19 protein-coding genes are annotated in these 22944 nt (G+C 53.2%); 13 read left to right on the top strand and 6 right to left on the bottom strand.

Features of this window, described 5'->3' with window-relative positions:
• Positions 1-918: a DMT family transporter gene (locus tag HCH_RS06775; protein ID WP_011395432.1), complete on the bottom strand. Its 918-nt coding sequence runs from the start codon at positions 916-918 to the stop codon at positions 1-3.
• Positions 919-1088: 170 nt separating this feature from the next.
• On the opposite strand from HCH_RS06775, the gene HCH_RS06770 reads away from it, so the two are divergent.
• Entirely contained in the window at positions 1089-1580 is a 492-nt protein-coding gene (locus tag HCH_RS06770) for a hypothetical protein (protein ID WP_011395431.1), read from the top strand.
• A 2-nt stretch (positions 1581-1582) separates the two neighbouring features.
• Here HCH_RS06770 and HCH_RS06765 read toward each other — a convergent pair whose 3' ends face one another.
• Positions 1583-3322, bottom strand: coding sequence for a leucine-rich repeat domain-containing protein (locus HCH_RS06765; RefSeq protein WP_158304935.1), 1740 nt, complete (start codon positions 3320-3322; stop codon positions 1583-1585).
• Between the two features lie 226 nt (positions 3323-3548).
• On the opposite strand from HCH_RS06765, the gene HCH_RS06755 reads away from it, so the two are divergent.
• Both HCH_RS06755 and HCH_RS06750 read left to right on the top strand, forming a co-directional pair.
• Entirely contained in the window at positions 3549-4934 is a 1386-nt protein-coding gene (locus HCH_RS06755; protein ID WP_011395428.1) for an NfeD family protein, read from the top strand.
• Positions 4931-5689: a slipin family protein gene (locus HCH_RS06750; RefSeq protein WP_011395427.1), complete on the top strand. Its 759-nt coding sequence runs from the start codon at positions 4931-4933 to the stop codon at positions 5687-5689. Before HCH_RS06755 ends, HCH_RS06750 begins: the two co-directional genes overlap by 4 nt.
• Before the next feature lie 36 nt (positions 5690-5725).
• On the opposite strand, the gene HCH_RS06745 is transcribed toward HCH_RS06750, so the two are convergent.
• Positions 5726-6175: a type VI secretion IcmF C-terminal domain-containing protein gene (locus tag HCH_RS06745; protein ID WP_274377844.1), complete on the bottom strand. Its 450-nt coding sequence runs from the start codon at positions 6173-6175 to the stop codon at positions 5726-5728.
• Between the two features lie 301 nt (positions 6176-6476).
• On the opposite strand from HCH_RS06745, the gene HCH_RS06740 reads away from it, so the two are divergent.
• Positions 6477-6908 carry a hypothetical protein gene (locus HCH_RS06740; protein ID WP_011395424.1) on the top strand — a complete coding sequence of 144 codons (432 nt, stop codon included), beginning with the start codon at positions 6477-6479 and terminating at the stop codon, positions 6906-6908.
• A gap of 54 nt (positions 6909-6962) precedes the next feature.
• On the top strand, positions 6963-7463 hold the full coding sequence (locus HCH_RS06735) for a hypothetical protein (protein ID WP_148212504.1): 501 nt from the start codon (positions 6963-6965) through the stop codon (positions 7461-7463).
• A gap of 42 nt (positions 7464-7505) precedes the next feature.
• Here the strand turns inward: HCH_RS06735 and HCH_RS06730 are convergent, their stop codons facing one another.
• Positions 7506-7931 (bottom strand): Lrp/AsnC family transcriptional regulator, encoded by a 426-nt coding sequence (locus HCH_RS06730; RefSeq protein ID WP_011395423.1) that lies wholly within the window; start codon positions 7929-7931, stop codon positions 7506-7508.
• A gap of 133 nt (positions 7932-8064) precedes the next feature.
• Between HCH_RS06730 and HCH_RS06725 the strand changes: the two genes are divergently transcribed.
• The 4 genes from HCH_RS06725 (at position 8065) to HCH_RS06710 (ending at position 12957) form a co-directional block, all read left to right on the top strand.
• Entirely contained in the window at positions 8065-9186 is a 1122-nt protein-coding gene (locus tag HCH_RS06725; RefSeq protein WP_011395422.1) for a saccharopine dehydrogenase family protein, read from the top strand.
• A gap of 110 nt (positions 9187-9296) precedes the next feature.
• On the top strand, positions 9297-10799 hold the full coding sequence (locus HCH_RS06720; RefSeq protein WP_011395421.1) for an L-piperidine-6-carboxylate dehydrogenase: 1503 nt from the start codon (positions 9297-9299) through the stop codon (positions 10797-10799).
• A gap of 414 nt (positions 10800-11213) precedes the next feature.
• Entirely contained in the window at positions 11214-12257 is a 1044-nt protein-coding gene (locus HCH_RS06715; protein WP_011395420.1) for a DUF1338 domain-containing protein, read from the top strand.
• A gap of 79 nt (positions 12258-12336) precedes the next feature.
• Positions 12337-12957: a DUF6942 family protein gene (locus HCH_RS06710; RefSeq protein ID WP_011395419.1), complete on the top strand. Its 621-nt coding sequence runs from the start codon at positions 12337-12339 to the stop codon at positions 12955-12957.
• Here the strand turns inward: HCH_RS06710 and HCH_RS06705 are convergent.
• On the bottom strand, positions 12938-15388 hold the full coding sequence (locus HCH_RS06705; RefSeq protein ID WP_011395418.1) for a M48 family metallopeptidase: 2451 nt from the start codon (positions 15386-15388) through the stop codon (positions 12938-12940). The genes HCH_RS06710 and HCH_RS06705 overlap by 20 nt on opposite strands.
• Before the next feature lie 238 nt (positions 15389-15626).
• Between HCH_RS06705 and HCH_RS06700 the strand changes: the two genes are divergently transcribed.
• Together HCH_RS06700 and HCH_RS06695 are read left to right on the top strand one after the other, a co-directional pair.
• Positions 15627-17204 carry a CRTAC1 family protein gene (locus tag HCH_RS06700; RefSeq protein WP_158304933.1) on the top strand — a complete coding sequence of 526 codons (1578 nt, stop codon included), beginning with the start codon at positions 15627-15629 and terminating at the stop codon, positions 17202-17204.
• A 392-nt stretch (positions 17205-17596) separates the two neighbouring features.
• Positions 17597-18058 carry an EF-hand domain-containing protein gene (locus HCH_RS06695; protein ID WP_011395415.1) on the top strand — a complete coding sequence of 154 codons (462 nt, stop codon included), beginning with the start codon at positions 17597-17599 and terminating at the stop codon, positions 18056-18058.
• Between the two features lie 135 nt (positions 18059-18193).
• Here HCH_RS06695 and HCH_RS06690 read toward each other — a convergent pair whose 3' ends face one another.
• Positions 18194-18664, bottom strand: a complete 471-nt coding sequence (locus HCH_RS06690) for an OsmC family protein (protein ID WP_011395414.1) — start codon at positions 18662-18664, stop codon at positions 18194-18196.
• Between the two features lie 393 nt (positions 18665-19057).
• Between HCH_RS06690 and HCH_RS32165 the strand changes: the two genes are divergently transcribed.
• Together HCH_RS32165 and HCH_RS06670 are read left to right on the top strand one after the other, a co-directional pair.
• The gene (locus tag HCH_RS32165; protein WP_011395413.1) at positions 19058-20413 is read left to right on the top strand and encodes an HD-GYP domain-containing protein; all 1356 of its coding nucleotides are present in this window, start codon (positions 19058-19060) and stop codon (positions 20411-20413) included.
• A 602-nt stretch (positions 20414-21015) separates the two neighbouring features.
• Positions 21016-22938 (top strand): PrkA family serine protein kinase, encoded by a 1923-nt coding sequence (locus HCH_RS06670; RefSeq protein ID WP_011395412.1) that lies wholly within the window; start codon positions 21016-21018, stop codon positions 22936-22938.
• Positions 22939-22944: the final 6 nt, after the last annotated feature.

Genomic DNA, 22944 nt, shown 5'->3' with positions numbered 1-22944 from the left:
TCATTCAGTCAACAAAGGTTCGGATGCCCGCCCTTTTTTAGCGGAGCGCGCCTGAATCGCCAGACCGGCGACAATAAAGCCAAGCCCAACCAGGGTCAGCATGTGAATTTTCTCGCCCAGAATAAAGTGAATCAGCAGCAGAGAAATAAACGGCGAGATAAATATCAGATTACTGATGCGGCTGGCGTGGCGCGTATATTTCATCGCCATCAGCCACAACATGAAGGTCACCCCCATCTCGAACAGGCCGATGTAGATAGCGCCCCCCAAGGCTGCGGGGGCCAGATTCAAAGGCCAAGCCAGAATCGCGGCGCATGGCGTCGCCAGTAAAAAGTTCTGGAACAGACCAATCACAGGATCGCGCTTGTCTCTGGAGTTCAGAATCCAATACGCCGCCCAGACCAGGGTGCTGACCAAAGCCAGCGCAATACCTATTAGGTTTAAGGGGCGCCCGCTGTCATCGCCGCCAAAGGAGATCACCACTACGCCGCTGTAGCTCACCAGCATGGCTATCACATCTAAGCGCGTCAGCCTGTGACCGAGAAACGGAACGGCGAGAAACGCCAGCATCAACGCCCAAGTGTAGTTGATGGGCTGCGCCACCTGTGCCGGAAGCAGATCGTAGGCGTAAAACAGGATGTGATAGTACAGTAGCGGATTCAATAAACCGAAACACAGCGCCCGCCAGCCATTTTCCCGCAATGAACGCATCGCCTCGGCAAGACGCCCCTGCCAGAGCAGCGCCGCCCCCAATGCCAATACGGATGTCAGGCTGGCGAAAAATACCAGTTGGCTGACGCTTTGCTGCGCCAGCGCCAGCTTGAACGCGGTGGCCACGGTAGACCACAGCAGAACAGCGGACAATCCATAGCGCAACGCCAGAGACTCGTTAGTATTGCGCGAAAATTCCTGAGACATAGCTGCGTCCTGTACTTCATATCCTGACGACAAACATTGGAGATTTCGCCAATCCACAATATTTGGACTATGTTTAAATTATGCCGCTGACGATGTCGTTAAAGCGACCCAACCCACATATCGCCACATCTCAGCGGCATTCCTTCATGCATTGCTGACGGGCGGGTACGATGCGAGTCCATCCTCCGACTCTTTTAATCCTTAGCATAGCCGCCCTGGCGCTGATGACGGAACGGGGCGCTGCGACGGAGCTGTCCGCCTGCGAATCTGAAAGGGAGAAAATGACGCAGACATTGAGCGCCGTTTTCAGGCCCTATCTGAGAAAACAAGAATCCCTGGCCAGCCAACGCGGCAATATAATCGACTTGAAACTCAGCCTCAACGGCTGGGTGGAGGACATCGCGCAATGTTATCGCAATGTCTACGCGGAGCGCGGCTCCCCGGAAGACGACAACGTCCTGAACAACGGCCTGCACTGGGCGGGAACCCTGGCCGAATTTCATGAGCTGGTGAAAACCCTGAACCGCCAGATTCAAACCGAAGCCCAGAAAAAAGCCGAATTATTGAGCGAAAAAGACCCCGCCTTCCGCCGCCTCCTGCAACAAATACTCCTCCCCAACTTCCCGCTACAGGCGGAAAGATCGGGGGCGGAGTTTATTTGAGCTTAAAGAGCGTTGTCGCAAGACCTGGGTGCGTCAAAACGATCTAACTCCAGCTCCTCTTTAATTTTCTCGATTTGCGCACAGGAAATAGAATTACTGTCGTACAATGTCAGCGTTTTAAGATTAGGCAGGCCAAAAACGACATCAATGTCATTTAACGGCGTTCTGGCCAGCGTCAACGATCTAACTCCCAGATTATTCTCCATAAATTTCACGGAAGTAACTGGGTTACCTGCTATGTACAAGGTTTCAATCCAAGGCATCAGTCCAATAACAGAGAAGTCCTGAATCTTATTATTCGCAAAATTGAGTGACTTCACAGACTCAAGCTCATAAAGCCTGTCCAAATCCGTCACACTCAGTCCATCAAGATACAAATAATCCAAGCCTTTCAATTGCGTCAAAGGCGCCATGCTGACGTTGCCTTTGGCCTCAATCATGAGAGATCTCAGGTTCGTAAGCTTCGCCAAAAAAGAGAGGTTATCAATGGCCGAAGATGTCGATATGCTCAAATAGGTCAGCCGAGTCATATCTTCAAGAAAGGAAAAATCGTAAACCACTGCCTCTTTCAAAGCTAACTGTTTTAGATCCTTAAGGTTGGCGAGGTATTCCGCTTCATTCTGTTTTAAGCCGTATATATTCAAATAATTGTACGCAGGGAAATCAGACAGTTGCTCAATGGAGTTTAGCTGTCCCGCACTGATCGTGAGATAAGCGACGCCTGGGTGCGAAATAATCGGCTCTAAAGATGAAATAGTACTTCCATGAATATCCACTTCGTTCAACTGGGTTAACTTGGACCATATATCAAGCTCTTCCAAGTTGAGACCCACTAACTCCAATGTGGTCAAATCAGTTATTTTTTCAATGATATGCATATCATCTAAAGTGACTTTTTCCAGTCTTAATAACCGAAGCCTGGTTAGTTTTAAAAGCTCCTCAGAGCCAGTAACTGTTTGCGGGCTATAGCTATGGAGATTAAACGACTCCAGATTTACAAACTCCGCTACGCCTCGGATGTTGTCAACTTTGACATCTGGGCAGTAAATTTCGCGTACATAACCGATGTCTTTTTTCTTTTCCTCATGAAAAGTCTCTTTGATGCAGGACTTAAACTCCGGAGCCAGGTCGACGTCATCCAGCATGGGATAGGCTTTCAACACGATCTTGATATCGCGAGTTCTTTTCTCCCCTGTAGCGCCCTTGGCGGACTCCTCAACTATGACTTCCGCATCCGCATCAACCTCCGGCATCTTGTAGGAGATATGATTTAGATCTATATCGGTTTTCTCAACGGTCGGCCCGCTCACCTGAACCCATGTATAAACTTCACTTAGGCTGTCTCTCGAGAGTTCTACGCTATCTCTCTCATAAGCATTAATTACCAGTTTCTCTACTGGATCTGTTGGATCTGTTGGATCTGTTGGATCTGTTGGAACATTATTTCCATCGCCATTTCCGTCGTCCACTTGACCATCATTACCGCCATCTACTTGGCCATCACTTCCGCCATCCGTTTGCCCATCATTGCCGTCATCCACTTGACCATTATTGCCGCCGCCAGCGTTCCCGCCATCGCTATCAGTCACAGGCGTGGTTGTCACGGGCGCCTTATCATCGCTTCCAGAACCTCCACCGCCGCCACAAGCGACCACCATCATGGACAAAAGCAAAACGGAGGAGTAACGAAGGCCCTGATTGATTTTTCTGAAGAAAAAAACGCTAGAACTGCTCATATCCAAATTATGGCTCCCTGTAATGAGGTCAAAAGGGCGGGATTATAGTGAAAAGCTAATCCACATAATACATTTAAAACAAGGTGTTACCTTTCTGGGCTCATCCCGAAGTTACCACAGAAAGATAAATTGACAGTCTGCGTTTATACTTAACGCCATGACCAGGGATATGCGATCAAATTTGTTTGCAGTCCGGCGTAGGACGCCGACCGCTTCGGGGTTGCGTTTTTGCATGCAGCTTCCCGCAAGATTGTTTTGGCTGCTCTATTTCGCGATCTCCGCTTCTTTCTTCTTTTCGTCTTTTACCGCAGAAACCCTGGCCGCAGAAACAAGCAATGTGAATGCATCCGCCAGACACCCGCCCCAGGTATGGACGCTTGATATACAGGGAGCCATTGGACCCGCCAGCGCGGATTTGTTCATGCGCGCATTAGAAGAAGCCAATGAAGCGGGCGCCTCTCTCTTCCTGTTGCGCCTGGACACCCCCGGCGGACTGGATAAATCCATGCGCGATATGATTCAGGCGATTCTGGCCTCCTCCACTCCGGTCGCCGCCTACGTTTACCCCAAAGGCGCCAGAGCGGCCAGCGCCGGAACCTACATCCTCTTTAGCTCACATATCGCCGCCATGGCTCCCGCCACTAATCTGGGAGCCGCCACGCCGATATCAATCACCGCCCCTTCATCCTCGCCATCAAAGCCTGACACCGACGCAGAAGGCGACGAGAAAGGGCTCAGCACGCTGGAACACAAGCAGATCAATGACGCTGTCGCTTATATTCAGGGCTTGGCGAAACTGCGGGGACGCAACACCGAGTGGGCTGAGCAAGCCGTGCGCGACGCCGCCAGTCTGAGTGCGGAGGAGGCGTTGCAAATGAACGTCGTTGATATGATGGCGGACTCAACGGAGCAACTGCTGGCCCAACTGGAAGGGAGGGAAGTCAAACTTGATAACGGGGCGGTGACCTTAAAACTGTCTGGATATGAATTGAACCCTATCGAGCCGGATTGGCGCAACCGCTTTCTCGCGATTATCACTGATCCCAGTGTCGCCTATATCCTGTTGCTGATCGGCATTTATGGACTGCTGCTGGAAGCCTATAACCCCGGAGCGGCGCTTCCTGGCATCCTCGGCGCAATTTGCCTGCTGACCGGCCTGTATGCATTACAGCTGTTGCCTATCAGCTACGCGGGATTGGGGCTCATATTGCTGGGAGTCGCGCTGATGACTGCGGAAAGCTTTGCGCCAAGCTTCGGCGCCTTGGGTCTGGGCGGCGTTGCGGCGTTTATTCTCGGCTCCGTCATGCTGATGGACACTCACTTACCCGCCTATCAAATCGCCCTGCCCGTCATCATCGCCGTCGCCGCCCTATCTGTCCTGGTGCTTAGCATGTTGTTGCATTTCGCCCTGAAGTCGAGAAAGCAAGCGCTGGTGTCCGGCGCAGAAACCCTTGTTGGATCGCTGGCGGAAGCCATTGCCGATTTTGATGGATCAGGCAGAGTCGCGGCTCAAGGACAATTATGGATGGCCTATTGCGAGACACCAGTGAAGCAAGGCCAAAAACTCAGAATCACAGGAATCCAGGGATTGACCCTGGAAGTGGAGGCTATCTCATGATCGCTTATGTTGTCATGGCGCTGGTTATTATTGCGCTCTCCCTGCTGCTGACGATGTTCCGAGTCATGCGCGAATATGAACGCGCAGTGGTTTTCCTGCTGGGCCGCTTTTATAAAGTGAAAGGTCCCGGTCTGATTGTTATTGTCCCCATCATTCAACAAATGGTGCGAGTCGATTTGAGAATTGTGGTCATGGATGTGCCGACGCAGGACGTAATATCCCGGGACAACGTCTCCGTTAAGGTCAACGCAGTGGTGTACTATCGGGTTCTGGACCCACAGAAAAGCGTCATTAACGTGGAGAATTACAACGAAGCCACCAGTCAACTGGCGCAAACCACGCTGCGTTCTGTGCTCGGTCAACACGAGCTGGATGAGATGCTGGCGTCGCGGGAGGACCTGAATGAGGATATTCAGCGCATCCTTGACGTCCAGACCGACGGCTGGGGAATCAAAGTCTCCAACGTGGAAATCAAACATGTGGATCTGGATGAGCGCATGATTCGCGCCATCGCCAAACAGGCGGAAGCGGAACGTATTCGGCGCGCCAAGGTCATTCACGCCACCGGAGAGTTGGAAGCATCGGAAAAACTGCGCGAGGCCGCCTCTATTCTCGCCAAACAACCGCAAGCGATTCAGCTACGCTATCTGCAAACGCTCACGGAAATCGCCAGCGACAAAACCAACACCATCGCGTTCCCGTTACCGCTGGAAATTCTCAAGGCCTTCGGCATCCAGGAGAGTGAGTCCAGCTAATCTCCCGTCAAGCTTAAATCGCCCCTGAAAATCGACTCAGGGCATGGATGCCGAACAGGGATAGTCGGATAACTTCTGCAATACGTTGAATTGCGCCGCTGTAGCGGTTTTTATCTGATAAGTCACTTGCAGGCCTCCAAAGTCAAATTGGGCTTGGCCGGATGTGACCGTCTCAGGCGTAATCCGCGCTTGCTCAAGGAAACGAAACAACGCCCAATCCCCAAAGAAATCATACCGTTTTCGGTCGCCGTTCAACGTTTCTACTTCCACATATGCGTCTGGGTGGTTCGCCGGCCAGGAGAATTCGGACCAAAATCTCGGCCCAGGCGTGGAAGCCGCCTTTACCTCCCCGATCACCATACGAATCCGCCCAATTGACCGAGCCATTGTCAAAGGCTTAAGACTCACCCTGAAACCAGCCTTTAGCGCGGTTTCAGAAGAGGAAACCGCTGGACTCGCTATCAATGTTGTGGACAACGCCGCCATGACATCATCTCGATAGCATCCAACCTCTGCCGCCATCGCGTTCAGACAGATTCCTGCAAGCAACACAGCCCACATACAAGCCTTAACTATAGTCACCATTAACGCTGACTTCTCACGCCCAAAAAGAGACAAAAAATCACCTATAAACCTCCCCATTGCCAAGCCCGTCGCAGGATAGCATTATTGGCGAATCGATTTCAGAAACGGCGAAAATCGCCTCAAACAAAAAGCAGGGAAGCCCGTCACCACCACCTTCCCTGCCGTCATCCCTACAAAAAGTTATAACGAGAAAATTGCAATAATGACTACGAAGAAAACGGTGATGCTGAGCATGAACTTTCTTGTGGATATCGAAGAAAGCCCAGAGCACAGCACGTTAGCGTCTATAGAAGAAAAACTTCTATCTCAAATTAAACACATGCTTGAGGAAGAAGGCTTAGAGAAGCTCCCAAACTCCTCTTTCACTTTGAGTGAAAGTAGTGATTGCGGCCAGTGCAGCGCCTGTGGCAAGTGGGTGAGAGCAAGAAACTGGACCAGCAGCTTCTTGGATGTAATCCCGGCTGGCATCTGGAGCCATACTGATTTGCTCTGTACCTTCTGCTATCCCAAAAAACGCCAGGCGACGGAGCATGTGAGGTCTGAGGAGTGGAGTTCAAGTAAAGAGGAAAGTTTCTGGGAGCCCCCCTCGACCAAACCTGACGATTGGGGGAATTCTGGCAACGATGCATGGTGAGCGCTGAAAGTATTTTCAGCACCTCTTTTAAAACTACAGCGAGAGCGAACAACTGTGACAAAGAAGACCATCCATTTAAGCCTCACGTTAATGGTCGATGTTGAAGACCCAAATTCAGATACGGCCGCAAAAATGTTGGGCGGCGTAAAAGACTCTATCGCCGCATCTCTAAACGAATTTGGGGGCGTAAAGGAGACCAACTGGAAAGCATCGACAGCCCTTGAACTCGACCCAGACACAATGAATTGCGACAGATGCGCGAAGTGCGGCCAGTGGGTCAGCGTTAATAGTATCTGGGGCGGCCCTCATATCGACTCGTTACCCTATAGCGTAGAAATCGATAAAGAGCTGCTCTGCAATACATGCGCACCAGAGCCTGCGGAGTGGGCTCCAGCAAGAGAGTATATGAGAGACGGTAAGAGAATTAAGCCAAGTGAGTGGTTTATGAGCGAGGAAAGTTGGGGGTGTTCAGAGCCGACATTAGACGCAACCAATAATAGAAACGACGATAGCTGGGGCAATTGTGACTATCAGGATAATAGCTCCTACTGGTGAAACATCCTGGTTAGTAGTACCCATGAAGAGGGACAAGCCCTCTTAGCGCTCAAACTTCGTCGATAGCACAATCGACGACATGGTTTTTTCGATGCCTTCTATTTCGCCAATGTGATCCAGCACTTCATCGATCTGTTCCGTGGTTTCCGCGCGGATCAGAGCGATGAAGTCATATTGACCGTTGATCGTGTACAGCGACCGCACTTCGTCTATGCGTCGCAACGCCGTTTCCACCTGCTTGTTCAGCTTCGGATTGATTTCGATCATCACCTGGGCGCTGATGCGCTTCTTTTCATATTCCTTATCCAGACGCACGGTATAGCCGCAAATGACGCCTTCCGCCTCCAGCTTGGCGATGCGTTCATGCACCGCCGTGCGGGACAGGTTGAGTTTTCTCGCCAGTGACGAGGTGGCTTCCCGGGCGTTCGCCTGCAACAGATCGAGCAAACGTTGGTTTTTTTCATCCATATGACGATTTCACTACAGTTGTAGATATTTCGTCTAAATTTATCAGTAAATTCGTCACTATGACAGTTACAATCCGACATCTGCGCCTCCTATTATAGATTTATTCATCCAATAACAATTAGGAGAGGCACATATGAAACCCATCGTTGTTGTAGGCGCTGGCAAAATCGGCTCAATGATCACGGATTTCCTGAACGGCACTGGCGACTACAAAGTCACGCTGGTAGACCAGAATCAGGACGCGCTGGACCGCATCGCCGAAGAAATTCCCGGCATCTCAACTGTGAAGGCGAACGCCTCCAATCAGCAGGAAATGGAAGCGGCTTTCAAAGGCCACTTCGCCGTTATCAACTCCTGCCCTTTTGATATCAGCGCATCCATCGCTCACGCCGCCGCTGCACAGCAGGTTCACTACCTTGACCTGACTGAAGACGTCGCCAGCACCCGCTTGATCAAGTCCCTGGCGAAAGACGCCAAATCCGCCTTCATTCCACAGTGTGGTCTGGCGCCCGGCTTCATTTCCATCGTCGCTTATGATCTGGCGCGCCACTTCGACTCTCTGCACAACGTACACATGCGCGTCGGCGCGCTGCCCAAGTTCCCCTCCAACGCGTTGAAATACAACCTGACCTGGAGCACCGACGGGCTGATCAACGAATACCTGAATCCATGTGAAGCCATCGTTAACGGCCAGCTGCGCGAAGTGCCGCCGATGGAAGAGCTGGAGCATTTCTCTCTGGACGGTGACGACTACGAAGCCTTCAACACTTCCGGCGGCCTGGGCACGCTGTGCGAAACTCTGGAAGGTAAAGTGTCCAACCTGAACTACCGCACAGTGCGCTATCCTGGCCACCGCGACGTCATGAAGCTGTTGCTGAACGATCTGCGTCTGGGCGAGCGTCGCGACCTGCTGAAAGAAATCATGGAATCCGCCATCCCTGTCACCATGCAAGACGTTGTATTGGTATTCGCCAACGTCAGCGGCGTGAAGAATGGCCTGTTCCTGCAGGAAACCTTCGCTCGTAAGATTTACAGCCGTGAAATCAACGGTAAACTGCGCAGCGCCATCCAGATCACCACCGCGTCCGGCATCTGCGCTGCGTTGGACCTGTTGGCGGAAGGCAAACTGCCGAACCAAGGCTTCGTACGTCAGGAAGATATTCGCTTCGAAGACTTTATAAACAACCGTTTCGGCCGCAACTATATGGAAGACGACGGAAAACATCCTTCGGCTTCAGTGCGTCGCGTAGCCTGATCAAAAATGGGCGCGGCGACCCCGCGCCCCGGCATCAGGGTAAGTAGCGAACCAGGCGTTCGCTACAAGGACAACTAAACGCACTTACGACTCTTTACGGGAGGACCGCTATGAATATCCAAGAGATTTTTTCAGCCCTGGACATGGACCAGGGCATTCTTGCTTCAGGGGACTACAAAATCAGTTCCCCGGTTGACGGCAAAGTAATCGCTAACCTGAAACTGGACAGCAAAGACGACGTAGAAAAGAAAATCGCCGCCGCCGCGGACGCCTTCAAAGCCTGGCGTCGCCTGCCCGCCCCTCAGCGTGGCGAGCTGGTGCGTATTTACGGCGAAGAACTGCGCAAGCACAAAGAAACCCTGGGCGCCTTGATCACGCTGGAATGCGGCAAGATCATTTCTGAAGGCCAAGGCGAAGTACAGGAAATGATCGACATCTGCGATTTCGCGGTGGGTCTGTCCCGTCAATTGTACGGCCTGACTATCGCCTCCGAGCGCCCCAATCACGCACTACGCGAATCCTGGCACCCAATGGGTCCGGTCGGCGTTATTTCCGCGTTCAACTTCCCTATGGCGGTTTGGGCATGGAACAGCGCACTGGCGCTGGTTTGCGGCGATCCTGTGATCTGGAAACCTTCCGAGAAAACGCCTCTGTGCGCCCTGGCCTGTCAGCATCTGCTGGATAAAGCCATCGCCCGCTTCGGTAACGCGCCGGAAGGCTTGTCTAGCGTCATCATCGGCGAACGTGAAGTCGGCGAGCAACTGGTTGACGACAAACGCGTACCATTGATCAGCGCCACCGGCAGCTGCGCCATGGGTCGCGTGGTTGGCCAACGCGTCGCGGCTCGTTTCGGTAAATCCATCCTGGAGCTGGGCGGCAACAACGCCATCATCGTTGCGGAATCCGCTGATCTGGACATGGCCACTCGCGCCATCGTGTTCGGCGCCGTCGGCACAGCCGGCCAGCGCTGCACCACCACTCGTCGCATCTTCGCTCACGACTCCATTTACGACGAGTTGTTGAGCCGTCTGAAAGCCGCCTACAAGCAACTGCCTATCGGTAACCCACAGGAAGCCGGCACGCTGATCGGTCCGCTCATCGACGGCCGCTCTTACGAGCAAATGGAGCAGGCGCTGGCTGACGCCAAAGCGAAAGGCTGCGACGTATACGGCGGCGGACGCGCGCTGGAAAAAGAGTTCCCGCAGGCTTACTACGTGAACCCAGCGATCGTGGAAGGTGGCAAAGCGATGACTAATAATGCTCACGAAACCTTCGCGCCGATCCTGTACTTCTTCCGCTATTCCGATCTGGAAGAAGCGATTGAACGTCAGAACGACGTGCCGCAAGGCCTGTCTTCCGCCATCTTCACTCTGAACATGCGTGAAGCGGAACTGTTCACCTCTGCAGTGGGCAGCGACTGCGGCATCGCCAACGTCAATGTCGGCACCAGCGGCGCTGAAATCGGCGGCGCATTCGGTGGCGAGAAAGAGACTGGCGGCGGCCGTGAGTCCGGCTCCGACTCCTGGAAGGCGTACATGCGCCGCTCCACCGCGACAGTGAACTATTCTTCCGAGCTGCCGTTGGCGCAAGGTATCAAGTTCGATCTCAACTAAGCCTTTGCTTAGTTGACTTGAAAGGAGAGCTTGCAGCTCTCCTTTTGACATCCGCGCCAGGACGCGCGGTTCGACAGGTCAGGATTTTCCTTATTGGTTTAACGCTTATTAACATGACAATGATATTGGCATGTTAATAGCCAGACGCATGGATGCGCCTGCGCGGCGGCCAGCTGCGGGAGACAGGGCCTGACATGCGCAGGCCCTGTCGTGGCGGACAATATAGAAGGAAGCTATTTATCCGCCTGATTAATATATACCGATGATGTACGGGAAGCTGTTTCCGACTGTGCGCCTGTAACCGGACTTCGACCGAAGCCGGATCTCCTCCTTTTCTTCCAGAACGCCTGAGGCGTCTGGACGCACGCCGGTCAGACGAACGTCAGTATTATTTTCAGGATTACGAGCCGTACCATGCAAACTACTGCGCTTTTCAAACTGTTGTCTTCGCTGACTGACGCCGCCAAGGCTCAGCAATTGCTTGATTCCGTCCAATTGCACCCCATTTTCGCCCGGCCTCACAATGACGACGAGCCGCTCAACCGCGCCGTCATCGCCCAGGCGATGAATATGATGTTGTTTGACGACCTGCTGGAGCGAGTGCCGGAAGGCAAGCAATACGTGGCGGAAAAACTGGCGTCCGGAGAAAAGGTCGTGTTCGACCATGGCGCGTTACGCACCGTAGCCTGGGAAAACCAGGCGCTGCCGATGGGTTACAAAGCGTTTGCACGCATCCTGGAGCCCCTCGGTTTTACCGTGGCCGGGCAGTATCCGTTGCCCAAGCTGAAAATGTGCGGCTTCGTCTACACGCATGCGGACCTGCCCCGCGATATCGCCCAATACTTCGTCAGTGAGCTGTACCCGGAGCAATTCACTAAATCTTTCCAGGACGCCGTCGACAGAGTGGTGTCCGTATCTTCCGATCCATTGACGCCTCGCTCCGCAGAACTGTTGCAGAAGCTGGCCGCAAACGGCGTTCTGCCTCTGGCGGATGCGGCGGAATTGTTGCCCAACCTGCTGCAGTGTTTTGACCGTCAGCACGGCGTACCTCACCTGCACGACTATCTCGCGCTACGGGAAGAGTCCGCGGAAATGGCCTGGATCTCCACTGAAGGCAACGCTTTCAACCACGCGACCGATCGCGTGGGCGACATTCGTCAACTGGACGCACAGCAGCGAGAGCTGGGTCGCCCGATGAAGGATGAAATTGAAGTGGCGCGCAACGCCAACATCATGCAGACCGCTTATCGCGCCACCAAAGTAAAACGCCAGTTCAAAACGGATCAAGGCGTCGAAACCCATGAAGTTCCCGGCTCCTTCTTTGAATTCATTCAGCGCAACGATATCAATGAAAGCGCTGAAAAGGGCATGGACCTGCGCTTTGACAGCAGTAACGCCCAAGGCATCTTCACCATGACTCGCGCCACTGAGAAAACGGCCGAGACAGCGGAATGCTAACTCCAGCATATTGAAGAATTAGCGCACATCGTCGCTCCGGCCAGGCTTTGCAAGCCAGCGGCCTGGACCGAGGTTGGCCATGTGCGCGTTTTTTCGCTTATTTTCAGCCGGTCAGGCTATACTCCCCTCCTCGATCAACACCAACAACGCCACGCTCACAGACTTCGCCATGCACGCAACAGGAATCGGCGACTCACGCCCCCTACTCATTCTTTACACCCCTCACCGCCCGCCCATGCCCCAGTATGAGCAGATGGAGGGTTATCGTTGCGGCATTCCTGGAGAAACGGAAGTCATCATCAAAGAGACGGGCAATCATTGGCGCAAAATTTTTTCCATCTTCGCCAAGATAACGCAGGGGGTGTTGTTTCCAGAGGAAGACTGGCGCGCGGTGCGGGACAGGCGTTTATTCACGGAAGGCGGCGCGACGGCGTTGCTGTTTCAACAACATCTGCTGGAGACGCCAACAGACCATCAGCCTCCCTTGCACTTTATCGGGGGACAACAATTCGCGGAAGGGTTCTCAACGCTCTCCCAAACACCTCAAGCGTTAGAGGAAGACGGTCGTATCCTGCGAGCGGGAAACGTTTACCTGACGCCCTATCTGGACTACAGACAGTTTCCCAATGCGTTGATAGCAACGCTGCTCGCAGACATAGCGCGTCAGGGGCTTGTGACGACTAGGCCGTCGCCGGTTTAATCTCGACTTTCAACGGAGGAACCCCCAGCTTTTCTTCTTCCTGCAGACACTGCAACGCCAGTTCGGAAATCGTACGGCGATAGGCGTAACGCATCACCCGCAAACAACGGTCGCTGATCTGGAAGATCGCTCCGGCGTTCAGCTCATCCAGCTTTTCCTCTGGATTTACACCCCAATTCACCGCGAACTCCGCCAGAGTCTGTTCTTTGCTGGTGGAAAAACGCAGGTCGATATTGGCGGAGATCTGATGGAACTGACGCAAATATTCTCTCGCCAACTGCACATGTCGCGCCGCCGCCTGAGCAAAAAATTTGGGTCGTTCTTCTTCATCCTGGCGATACAGGGCGTCAAGCGCCGCCATGCATAACGGCAGGCTGTCCCAGATATCCCGCAATAAAAACAGCTGGCGGAAAGTGTTGTATAGCGACTCCGCCCGCGCTTTTTCCTCCGCGGACATCTGCGCCATCGCCAGATGCATGCGTTGCGCCACATAAGCGTCCAGACAGCGGCTTAACTCACCCGCCATCCGTTTCACTTCCGTACGTCGATCATCCAGGCTGCGTTGCACGGAGCCGATATCGCCGGCCTTCACGCCGAAATCAGCCGCGTCGATGTTATAACCCGCCTCCACATAGGCCAGCCCTACCTGAGCCGCCTCCATATGCTGATAGGCTTCCCAATACAGCTCCATTTGCGCCGTCGCGCGCGGAATCTGGCCTCGCAGTTCGGTCACAGCCCCAGCCAGATCAACCTCCGTCGGCGTCGCATTGAACGGCTTCATCAGGCGCATGGAGAACAAGTCGGCGAAGTAACGTTTCAGGGCTTCTTCCGACTCATTCATTTTGGAATGAACATCCCTGATTTCCTCAAAGGAGCACAGGTACTGCTCGGGCTTCTCCAGCCCCATTGAATTGTAGATGCGCAGCGTGACGATTTTGCACAAGGCGTCAAAATCCGGCATTAACTCAGCGGCGGGAAACTCATCGCTCCAAATCGCTTCGTAGCCAAGAGACTCCGCATGGGCGATACGATCGTTATCCGCCGGATGCGTATCCCAAACATTGGTCTGGCGCTCGTCCATTTTCGCCCGCACCGCGTCGATTTCTTCCTGGGATAATTCCGCCGCCAACTGGGCAATAGTTTGCGGCAGGTTGTCGATGAGGCGGTCTTCGTTCCAGGCGGATTGCCAGATCTCATCTCTACGTTGCTGCGACATGGACATATTCCACAGCGCCACCGCCGTGCTTTGGAAAGTCTCGCTACCGGCGATCCAGCTCTCATAGCGGTCCGCGTCATACTCCATCTCCCGCGACATCCAACGAGTGACGCGCAAGTTGAATAAAAACAGGTACTTCAGAATCAGGCGCGTGCCTTTAATCATGCCTTGCGCCGCGATCAGCGCCACATCCAGCGCAAAAATGGGAGAATACTCCCGCCACTTGCTCAAGCGTCGATCCCAGGCGTCAGGATAGAAGGCGCGACTCGCCATCCAGGCATTGGCGGTGTTGACGATATAGTTGGCGATCATGGCGTTGCGTTGCGCGAAGTGCCCGAACTCATGCCCCAACACGCCGATAAATTGCCGGCTGTTCATGCCCGCCAACAGCGGCAGACCGACGGTCAGGGTCAAACGTCCCTGAAACAGGCTCAGCAGCCCTTTTTCCGGGGCGACGTGGGCATTGACCTCGCCATCCACGTAGATTTTCACCGGAGCCGGCAAGCCCATACGTTCGGTAAGTAGCTGCACAAGCTGATAAAAGCGGCGATACTTTTTCGGATTCAGCTCCAGGGTGCGGTTTTCGTAGTCGCGACCAAAGAACGGCTTCAGCAGGAACAAGGCGAACACGGTTCCCAGCAGAACCGGTACGAACAGCATCAACGTCCCCATCGCGTTGGTTTTACGCACCGCCAGAATATCCGGGATACTGATCCCGTACCAAACCGTTCCCACTATCGCGCAGATTGTCAGGCTGATGTAAATCAAAGGCGCTATCAGGCTCAACAAGGTCACGCTAAACAGCCCCAGTTTATAAGCTGTGGTTACCGGTAGTTTGGGAATAGGTTGATGCAGACGCTGCTTCGCCAGGGCAAGCACGTCTGTCTGCGCGTCGGCGTCTTTGCCCGGTTTGGCGCCACTGGCTGACGATGTCGCAGTGGGTTGCACAGGTTGCGCGGCGGCTGTCGGCGGCGGCTGGCTGGGTTGCAGCGTCACCGCCAGCCCCAGACGACCAAATAAGGCCTGATATTTTCTGGCGTCTGACGTAGACAGCGATTTTTTGATGACTACCGCTCCGGTCAGCAGACGCTCGACTTGCGCGTCTGACAGCTTCAAACGCGCAACAAGGTTATCCCGCACCTGACGCTCTTCGAAACCGGAAAGAATTTTACCCTGGCTGATGACATTAAACTGGGAGGAAGCAGGTGCGCTCAAATCGACATCCTTTGTGGTGGCGGCAAAAGGCGGCAATTTTATGCGCCAAAGCTGATATTTTCTAATCTTTTTAGGTATTTTTACGCGAAGAAGTGTAACCGGCGCGGAAGAATTTATGAACAGCGCGCGAGCATATTGCCGGCTATTTCAGACAGGCATCGCTTGAGCTCTGATAACTGCGTCAAATCGACTATTTTTCTTTAAGTCATATGCAATGCGAACCATGCGGAAACTGTTCATGAAAACATCAGCTGCTATCAGCGCCCTTTTAACACTACCTTTTTTTCTGACCGGCTGCGCCGCTTCCCTGGAAGACGTCCGGGAAGCGCCTTCCGATCTGAAGCTTTCTCCTTTTACAGAGGTTAAAACCGATTTCGTCCACCACTGGACCCAAAAAGTTCACCCCTTCAGCGGCGCAGCGGTGCTGGACATCGACGGCGATGGCAAAGAAGAGATTTTTATAGGCGGGGGCGAAGGACAGGAAGACGCCCTGTTGAGCCTGAAAGACGGCGAGTTACGCAACATCATTCAGGACACAGGATTATCCGCTTCGACGGCCACCTACGGCGCTACAGCGATGGACATGAACACAGATGGCGAGGTGGATCTTATTATCGCCCGCAATGATGGCGTCTATTTATATTTAAACAACAGCGGACGTTTCACTGCGCAAAAGCTGCCCGTACAACTGCCGGACAACACCGTCTCTTTCACCGTCACGGTTTCCGACATCGATCAGGATGGCGACGGCGACCTCTATATCAGCAACTTTATCTCTTTTAACGCTTTCAAAAGCGCCACCTTCAACGACCCCGGCCACGCCCGCGCCAATGTGCTCCTGCGTAACGACGGCGACCTGCAATTTACGGACATCACCCAACAATCAGGAACCGCTTCATTGCAAAACACATTTCTGTCCGTCTTCGTCGACCTCAACGGCGATCGCCTGCAGGACTTGGTCGTAGCGCAAAACACGGGAGAAGTGGAAATTTTCAAGAACCTCGGCGGCGGTCGTTTTGAATCTGTTCCCACCCACTCAGGGTTTGGCTTCTGGATGGGCCTGGCGGTGGGAGACATTGATCGCGACGGCGACCAGGACCTGTTTTTCACCAATATCGGCAACTCCATCCCCGAGTTTCTCTCCAGCGGAGACCTGCGCGAAGACCAGCGCCAGGACAGCGAATGGTTGCTATTGCGAAACGAAGGAGACTTTCGCTTCACCGATATGACCGAACCGTACCAGTTAACAGGTTACGGCTTCGCCTGGGGCGGCGTGTTTGAAGATATCAACCTGGATGGCGAGATAGATCTGCTGGTAGCGCAGAATTACATTAAATGGCCAATTCATAAGGTCAGCAAACTGCCGGGCAAGGCATTTTTGCAACTGCCCACAGAAATCGGCCACGCCACAGGCTTTTTCCAGGCTGACGCTTTAGAGCTGGATAATCCCTGGTTTGGCCAGTCTCCTGTCATCACAGACCTGAACGGCGACGGCCGCCCGGACATTGTCTGGCTAAATATGGACGGACCCGTGCGCGCCTTTCTGAACAACGCCGACGCCAACTTCATCGCACTGCAACTGCCGGACTCACCAGAATGGCTGGGAACGGAGGTCACTATTGAAATGGATGATGTGCGCAGCTATACCCGACAAGCGACATCCTCAGTAGGGTTGATGACGGATCAGAGCCCGCGTCTGATTTTCGGAATCGGCGCCAGAGAATCCGTCACCCGAATCCTTGCGCGCAGGCCCGACGGCAAGAGCCTGGAGCTGCTGAGTCCGGCGATCAATACAGTGATTTCTCTCGACGAATAAAACGCATCAACAGGCGGCCAGGCGCGGCGACGTCCCCCGGCCGCCGAATTCTTCCGCTAACCCTCTGCCGGCCGACGTTGCCTTTTTGCAACACGTAACTCATTGATATTTATAATATTGCCTGTGCAGCCCCTGCTGCCGTCTCTTTTCTGCGACTTTCAGCGCCCCCTTGACGGCTCACAAAGTGAGCCAAATCATATCAACTTACTGTTTTTAAACATTTTTTAAAAACTGGCGCCGAACTTGATATACCTAGGACGAAACACGCTGAGGCGACGTAGCCCGGCTACCTCATGAAGGGAGAGGTTAACAGGGGGGAGCTTTGAATCCGCACATTCGGGCCTGCCTCCTAAAAATGGAAACAAGGACACCAACTTAGTAGGTATTAGAGTATGAATAAAGCACTCGCAATCGTAACCGCGTCATTCCTGGCAGCACTGACTGCTTGCTCTGACGAAACCAGCGTTCAAACTGAACAACCTGTGGCGGAGCAACAGCCTCAAACTGAAATGAGCGCCCCAGTGCAAATCACTGAAGCGCCCACCAGCTCCGATCAGTACGCAGGTCCGGCGGTAGAGCAGGTGTTTTCATACCTGGACACTGACCGCAACAGCGTCATCAACAAAGAAGAAGCCGCTGCTGATTCCAGCATCAACGAAGCATTCGCCCAGATCGATATCGATCAGAACGGCGAAATCAGCCGCGATGAGTTTGTAGTGTACAGCGGTGAAGCCACCGCATCCGGTTCCAGAGCCGGTCAATTGTATGAAGCGGAACCCCAGCCTGATATGGCTGTAGATCCTGCAGCTCCGGCTGATGCGCCGGCGGATCTGGAAACCGCTCCCGCCGAATAAGCGGCGACAGTTACAGCCAAAGCGTGCGTCTATAAGTTAAATCCGGGCGCTACTTGACGCACGCTTTGGCTCCTTATCCCAGCCTCTTACTCTCTTCTAACCCTATCTCCAGATTCAGCCCCCCTGCTCGCTTTCTCAATTCTGAGCCTCTAACTCCACCACGACTTCTGTTTTCACTGAGTTAGCAATAAAGCAGCTTTCATGCGCACGATGATGCAATGCTTCCAGCTCCTCATGAGTCGGCCTGACTGAGCCGGAAAACTCAACGCGGGGACGCAGCCTCACCTGAGTCATCATCATGACGCCTTGCGCATTCTTGGCGAGAACTCCAATGGCGGGATCTTCATAGCTGTCCACGACGAATTTGCGCTTCGCGGCGAACGCCAGAAAAAACAACATGTGACAACTGGAGAGCGAAGCGACGAACGCTTCTTCAGGATCAACGTTTTCGGCTACAGAGAAAGGTAAGGGGACAATATGCGGAGACGCGGAAGCGGGAACTCGAACGCCGCCGTCAAACTCCCATTCATGCCCGCGACTATATTGATTGGAGACAAAATCCTGCGCGCCTCTACGCCAGCGCACGGTGGCGAAATACTCAGTCATCCACATCTCCTTGAATCAGCCAAATGAAGCGCGCGCCGAACCGACGACGCGCTTGCGTTATGAAGGAGAATGCTAACAGACTTTTTCGATCAGCCGCTCTTTGGTCGCCACCACGCTTCGGCCACTTTCAAATATAGAGCACTTTTTATACGCCAATACAGCCAAACGCGACATTTAACTGGCGAAATACGCCACTCCCTCCTGATTTTTCAGGATTTTTCTTTTTAGATACGTTAGTTACGTTCGATTGCAAAATATGAGCAGAAATACACCATCCCCCCTCTATAACTGAGCTATATTTGAGCAATATTCGATCATCTCACACGCGCCCCACACTTCCAGCCTCATCCTAATGGCATGACGTCAATTTCTGATTTCGGCAGGAATACTGAAATGAATCAATACGATCCGACAACACCCGACCACTATACGAATCATCTAGCGGAGGTGAACGAGACCAATGCGGTCATCGCAACCGAGGACATATACAACAAGGATGGGATGCTGCTGGTTAAAAAAGGGTTGGCGATCAAACCGGAAGTTGCGCGCAGACTGCTTAACCATAAGCTGGTAAAGCCGCTTGAAGTGTCCGTCAATGTGGACGACGCCCTTTATGGGCAGGAAATTCACCGGGATATCCATCAGATGTTCGATCGTTTTGAAGGGCTGCTGGAGATTCATTCGTCCATGCGCCTGGAAGCCAGCCTCATCGAAGTGTGCGAGAAATATGGCGGCTACGATCTGCTGGTGCAGAAAGTCACCGTTCTGTGTAAGCGACTGCCGAAAGAATATCAAAAGGGCCTGTTCTGCGCATGGCTAAGCTTCGCCATGGCGACGCGCCTTAATCTAAGTAATGAAGAGCGCGAAGCGGCTTTTATGGCGGGACTGGCCCACGACGCCGGTATGCTCCACATTGATCCGCAAATTGTTGCGAAAACTGGCGAGTACACGCCGGAAGAGTGGCGCGCCATGCAAAGTCACACCCTCATCGGCGAACTGTTTCTGTCCTATATCAAAGAGATTCCCGACGTCACCCGCCGAGCGGTCAAAGAGCATCATGAACGCGCCGACGGCAGCGGCTATCCCGCAGGCTTGTTCGAAGACAGCTTGTGCATCGTCGGGCAGGTTGTGGCGATGGCGGATGCAACCTACGCCATCTGTGAGAAGCGCCGTTTCAATGACAAGATTCACCTCGGCGAAGTGATGCCGGTTTTCCAGATCGACAGTTCCTTCTTCCCCAATCAGGTGCATATGGCGCTCATGTCCGTGCTGCGTCAGGTGAATCACGCCGCTACTCAACAGGAGATTTCAGGCGACCTGAGCGGCATGTCGGCGCAACTTATGGAAAAGCGGCAGATGCTGGAAGGCGTGGTGGAGAGCATCTATGCGCTACGGGAAACCCTGGCGGAGAGAGAACACATCAAACGCATGCGGGTCGCCAAAGTGAAGATAGACCGTCTGTGGACTCTGGTCACGCGCTCCGGCATGCTGAGCGCGCCGTTGGGCCGCTGGCTGCAGCATGTGATCGAAAATCAGATCATTCAGACCGTCAGCCGTGAAATCGTGGAGATGGACCTGATGTATCAGGAGTTGCAGTGGCAGCTGAAACAATTGGGAAGGGTGCTGTATCTCTATCTGGAGGAAGAGAAGAAAGTCACGCCAGAGCTCAGAAAAGCCCTGACCAACTCTATCAAAGTCCTTGATATGGGCGCGCCCAAGTCCATGGAAAAAGAGGAAAAAGTCGCCTAAAGCCCCCGTGGCGGACGTCGTATCAGCGAACGTCCGCTGCGCCATTTCGATTCACCGCGCTCCCCTTGTTCAAGTCCATTTTGCCGCCAGGCTGCTTTTCAGGGCGCTTTTCTCAACACTCTCCTAGCGTTCCGCCAACGCGCCCCATCCGGGCGCACAACTTGAGGAAATGGGTATCTAACGCGCACAAAAAGGCGCGCGAAATCACCCTGCAATCCTGATCAGATTAATGTGTCACCTAACGTAACAGAATGATATATAAAAAATTTTAATGAAACTAAGAAAATTAATTCCTATCCAATTGTATAGACATGAACTATGCTAATTCTAAGCGGAATACTTCATGCAAGTGGTGTTGGGGCGCATTCAGAAACGTTTTCTCACATCTGTTCAGCGGAGACGCCCGCGGGCGCGCTGAAAAAATGTCAGGAAACTTGTCTGCAGGCCAGACGCAGCCGAAAGGGGCGCATATAAAGCTCCAAAAAGGCGCATGATGACCCTGTCTGAGCAAGGCGAAACCGCCAGTCCACGATAGCCGGTCACCGATCATGTCGACGTTTTAGCGCCACTAAGCGAGCTATTCATCACAAGAGGGGGCCTATATGAGCATCTTCAGTCAATTCGCCAGTCGATACGACTCACGCAAGGAAGAAGAGTACACGTTGGAGGAGTATTTGGAGATCTGCAAAAAGGATCGCACCGCTTATGCGTCCGCTGCAGAGAGAATGCTTCTCGCCATCGGCGAACCGGAACTGGTCGACACATCCCGCGATCAACGGTTAAGCCGCATCTTCTCCAATAAAGTCATCAAACGTTACCCCGAATTTGAAGAGTTCTACGGCATGGAAGAGTGCGTGGAACAGATAGTGTCGTTTTTCAAACACGCCGCCCAGGGCCTGGAAGAGAAGAAACAGATTCTCTATCTGCTGGGTCCGGTTGGCGGAGGTAAATCCTCCCTGGCTGAGAAACTGAAGAGCTTGTTCCAGAAACAGCCCTTCTTCGCCATCAAGGACTCTCCCGTATTTGAATCGCCGCTAGGTCTGTTCGACCCGGCTGAAGACGGCAAGATTCTGGAAGAGGAATACGGCATTCCCAACCGTTATCTACGCTTTATCATGTCGCCCTGGGCGGTGAAACGCCTGCATGAGTTCAACGGCGACATCAGCAAGTTCAAAGTGGTCAAGCTGTATCCGTCTATCCTCAATCAGGTCGCCGTTTCCAAAACCGAACCCGGCGATGAAAACAACCAGGATATTTCCGCGCTGGTCGGCAAGGTCAACATTCGCATGCTGGAGGATTTTCCCCAGCACGACCCCGACGCCTACTCTTTCTCCGGCGGACTCTGTAAAGCCAATCAGGGCATGCTGGAGTTCGTGGAGATGTTCAAAGCGCCCATCAAAGTATTGCACCCGTTGTTGACCGCTACCCAGGAAGGCAACTACAACACGACTGAAGGCATGGGCGCGGTGCCGTTCGAAGGCATCATTATGGCTCACTCCAACGAGTCAGAGTGGCAGACCTTCCGCAACAACAAAAACAATGAGGCGTTCCTTGACCGGATTTATATCGTCAAAGTGCCTTATTGTCTGCGGGTGTCCGAAGAAGTCAAAATCTACAAGAAACTGCTCAAGCACAGTTCCCTGGCCGGCTCGCCCTGCGCGCCCGACACCCTGAGCATGCTGGCGCAGTTCTCCTGTCTTTCCCGCATTAAAGAGCCGGAAAACTCCAGCATTTACTCAAAAATGAAGGTGTACGACGGTCAGAACATCAAGGACACCGATCCCAAAGCCAAGTCGATTCAGGAGTACAAAGACTCCGCTGGCGTCGACGAGGGCATGGACGGTCTTTCCACCCGTTTCGCCTTTAAGATACTGTCCAAGGTGTTCAACTTCGACACTACCGAGGTGGCCGCCAACCCGGTGCACTTGCTGTACGTGCTTGAGAAGCAGATCGAACAGGAGCAGTTCCAGCAGGAAACCCATGACCGTTACCTGCGCTTCATCAAAGAATCTCTGGCGCCCCACTATGTGGAGTTTATCGGCAAGGAAATTCAGACCGCCTATCTGGAGTCTTACTCCGAGTATGGTCAGAACATTTTCGACCGGTACGTCACCTACGCCGATTTCTGGATTCAGGATCAGGAATACCGCGACCCTGAGACCGGCGAGATCTTTGACCGCGCCGCCATCAACGACGAACTGGAGAAAATTGAGAAACCGGCCGGCATCAGCAACCCGAAAGATTTCCGCAACGAAGTGGTTAATTTCGTCCTGCGGGCGCGGGCCAACAACAACGGCAAAAACCCGTCCTGGCTCAGTTATGAAAAACTGCGCACCGTGATTGAGAAGAAAATGTTCTCCAACACGGAAGACCTGTTGCCGGTCATCTCGTTCAACCCGAAAGCGTCCCAGGAGGACCAGAAGAAACACCAGGAATTTGTACGGCGCATGATCGAGCGTGGCTATACTGAAAAACAAGTGCGTTTACTTTGCGAGTGGTATCTACGAGTTCGCAAGTCGCAATAAAGTGAG

Source organism: Hahella chejuensis KCTC 2396 (assembly GCF_000012985.1).
GTDB lineage: Bacteria > Pseudomonadota > Gammaproteobacteria > Pseudomonadales > Oleiphilaceae > Hahella > Hahella chejuensis.
The sequence above is the reverse complement of the archived record's forward strand: the minus strand, read 5'-3'. Positions and strand labels throughout refer to the sequence as shown.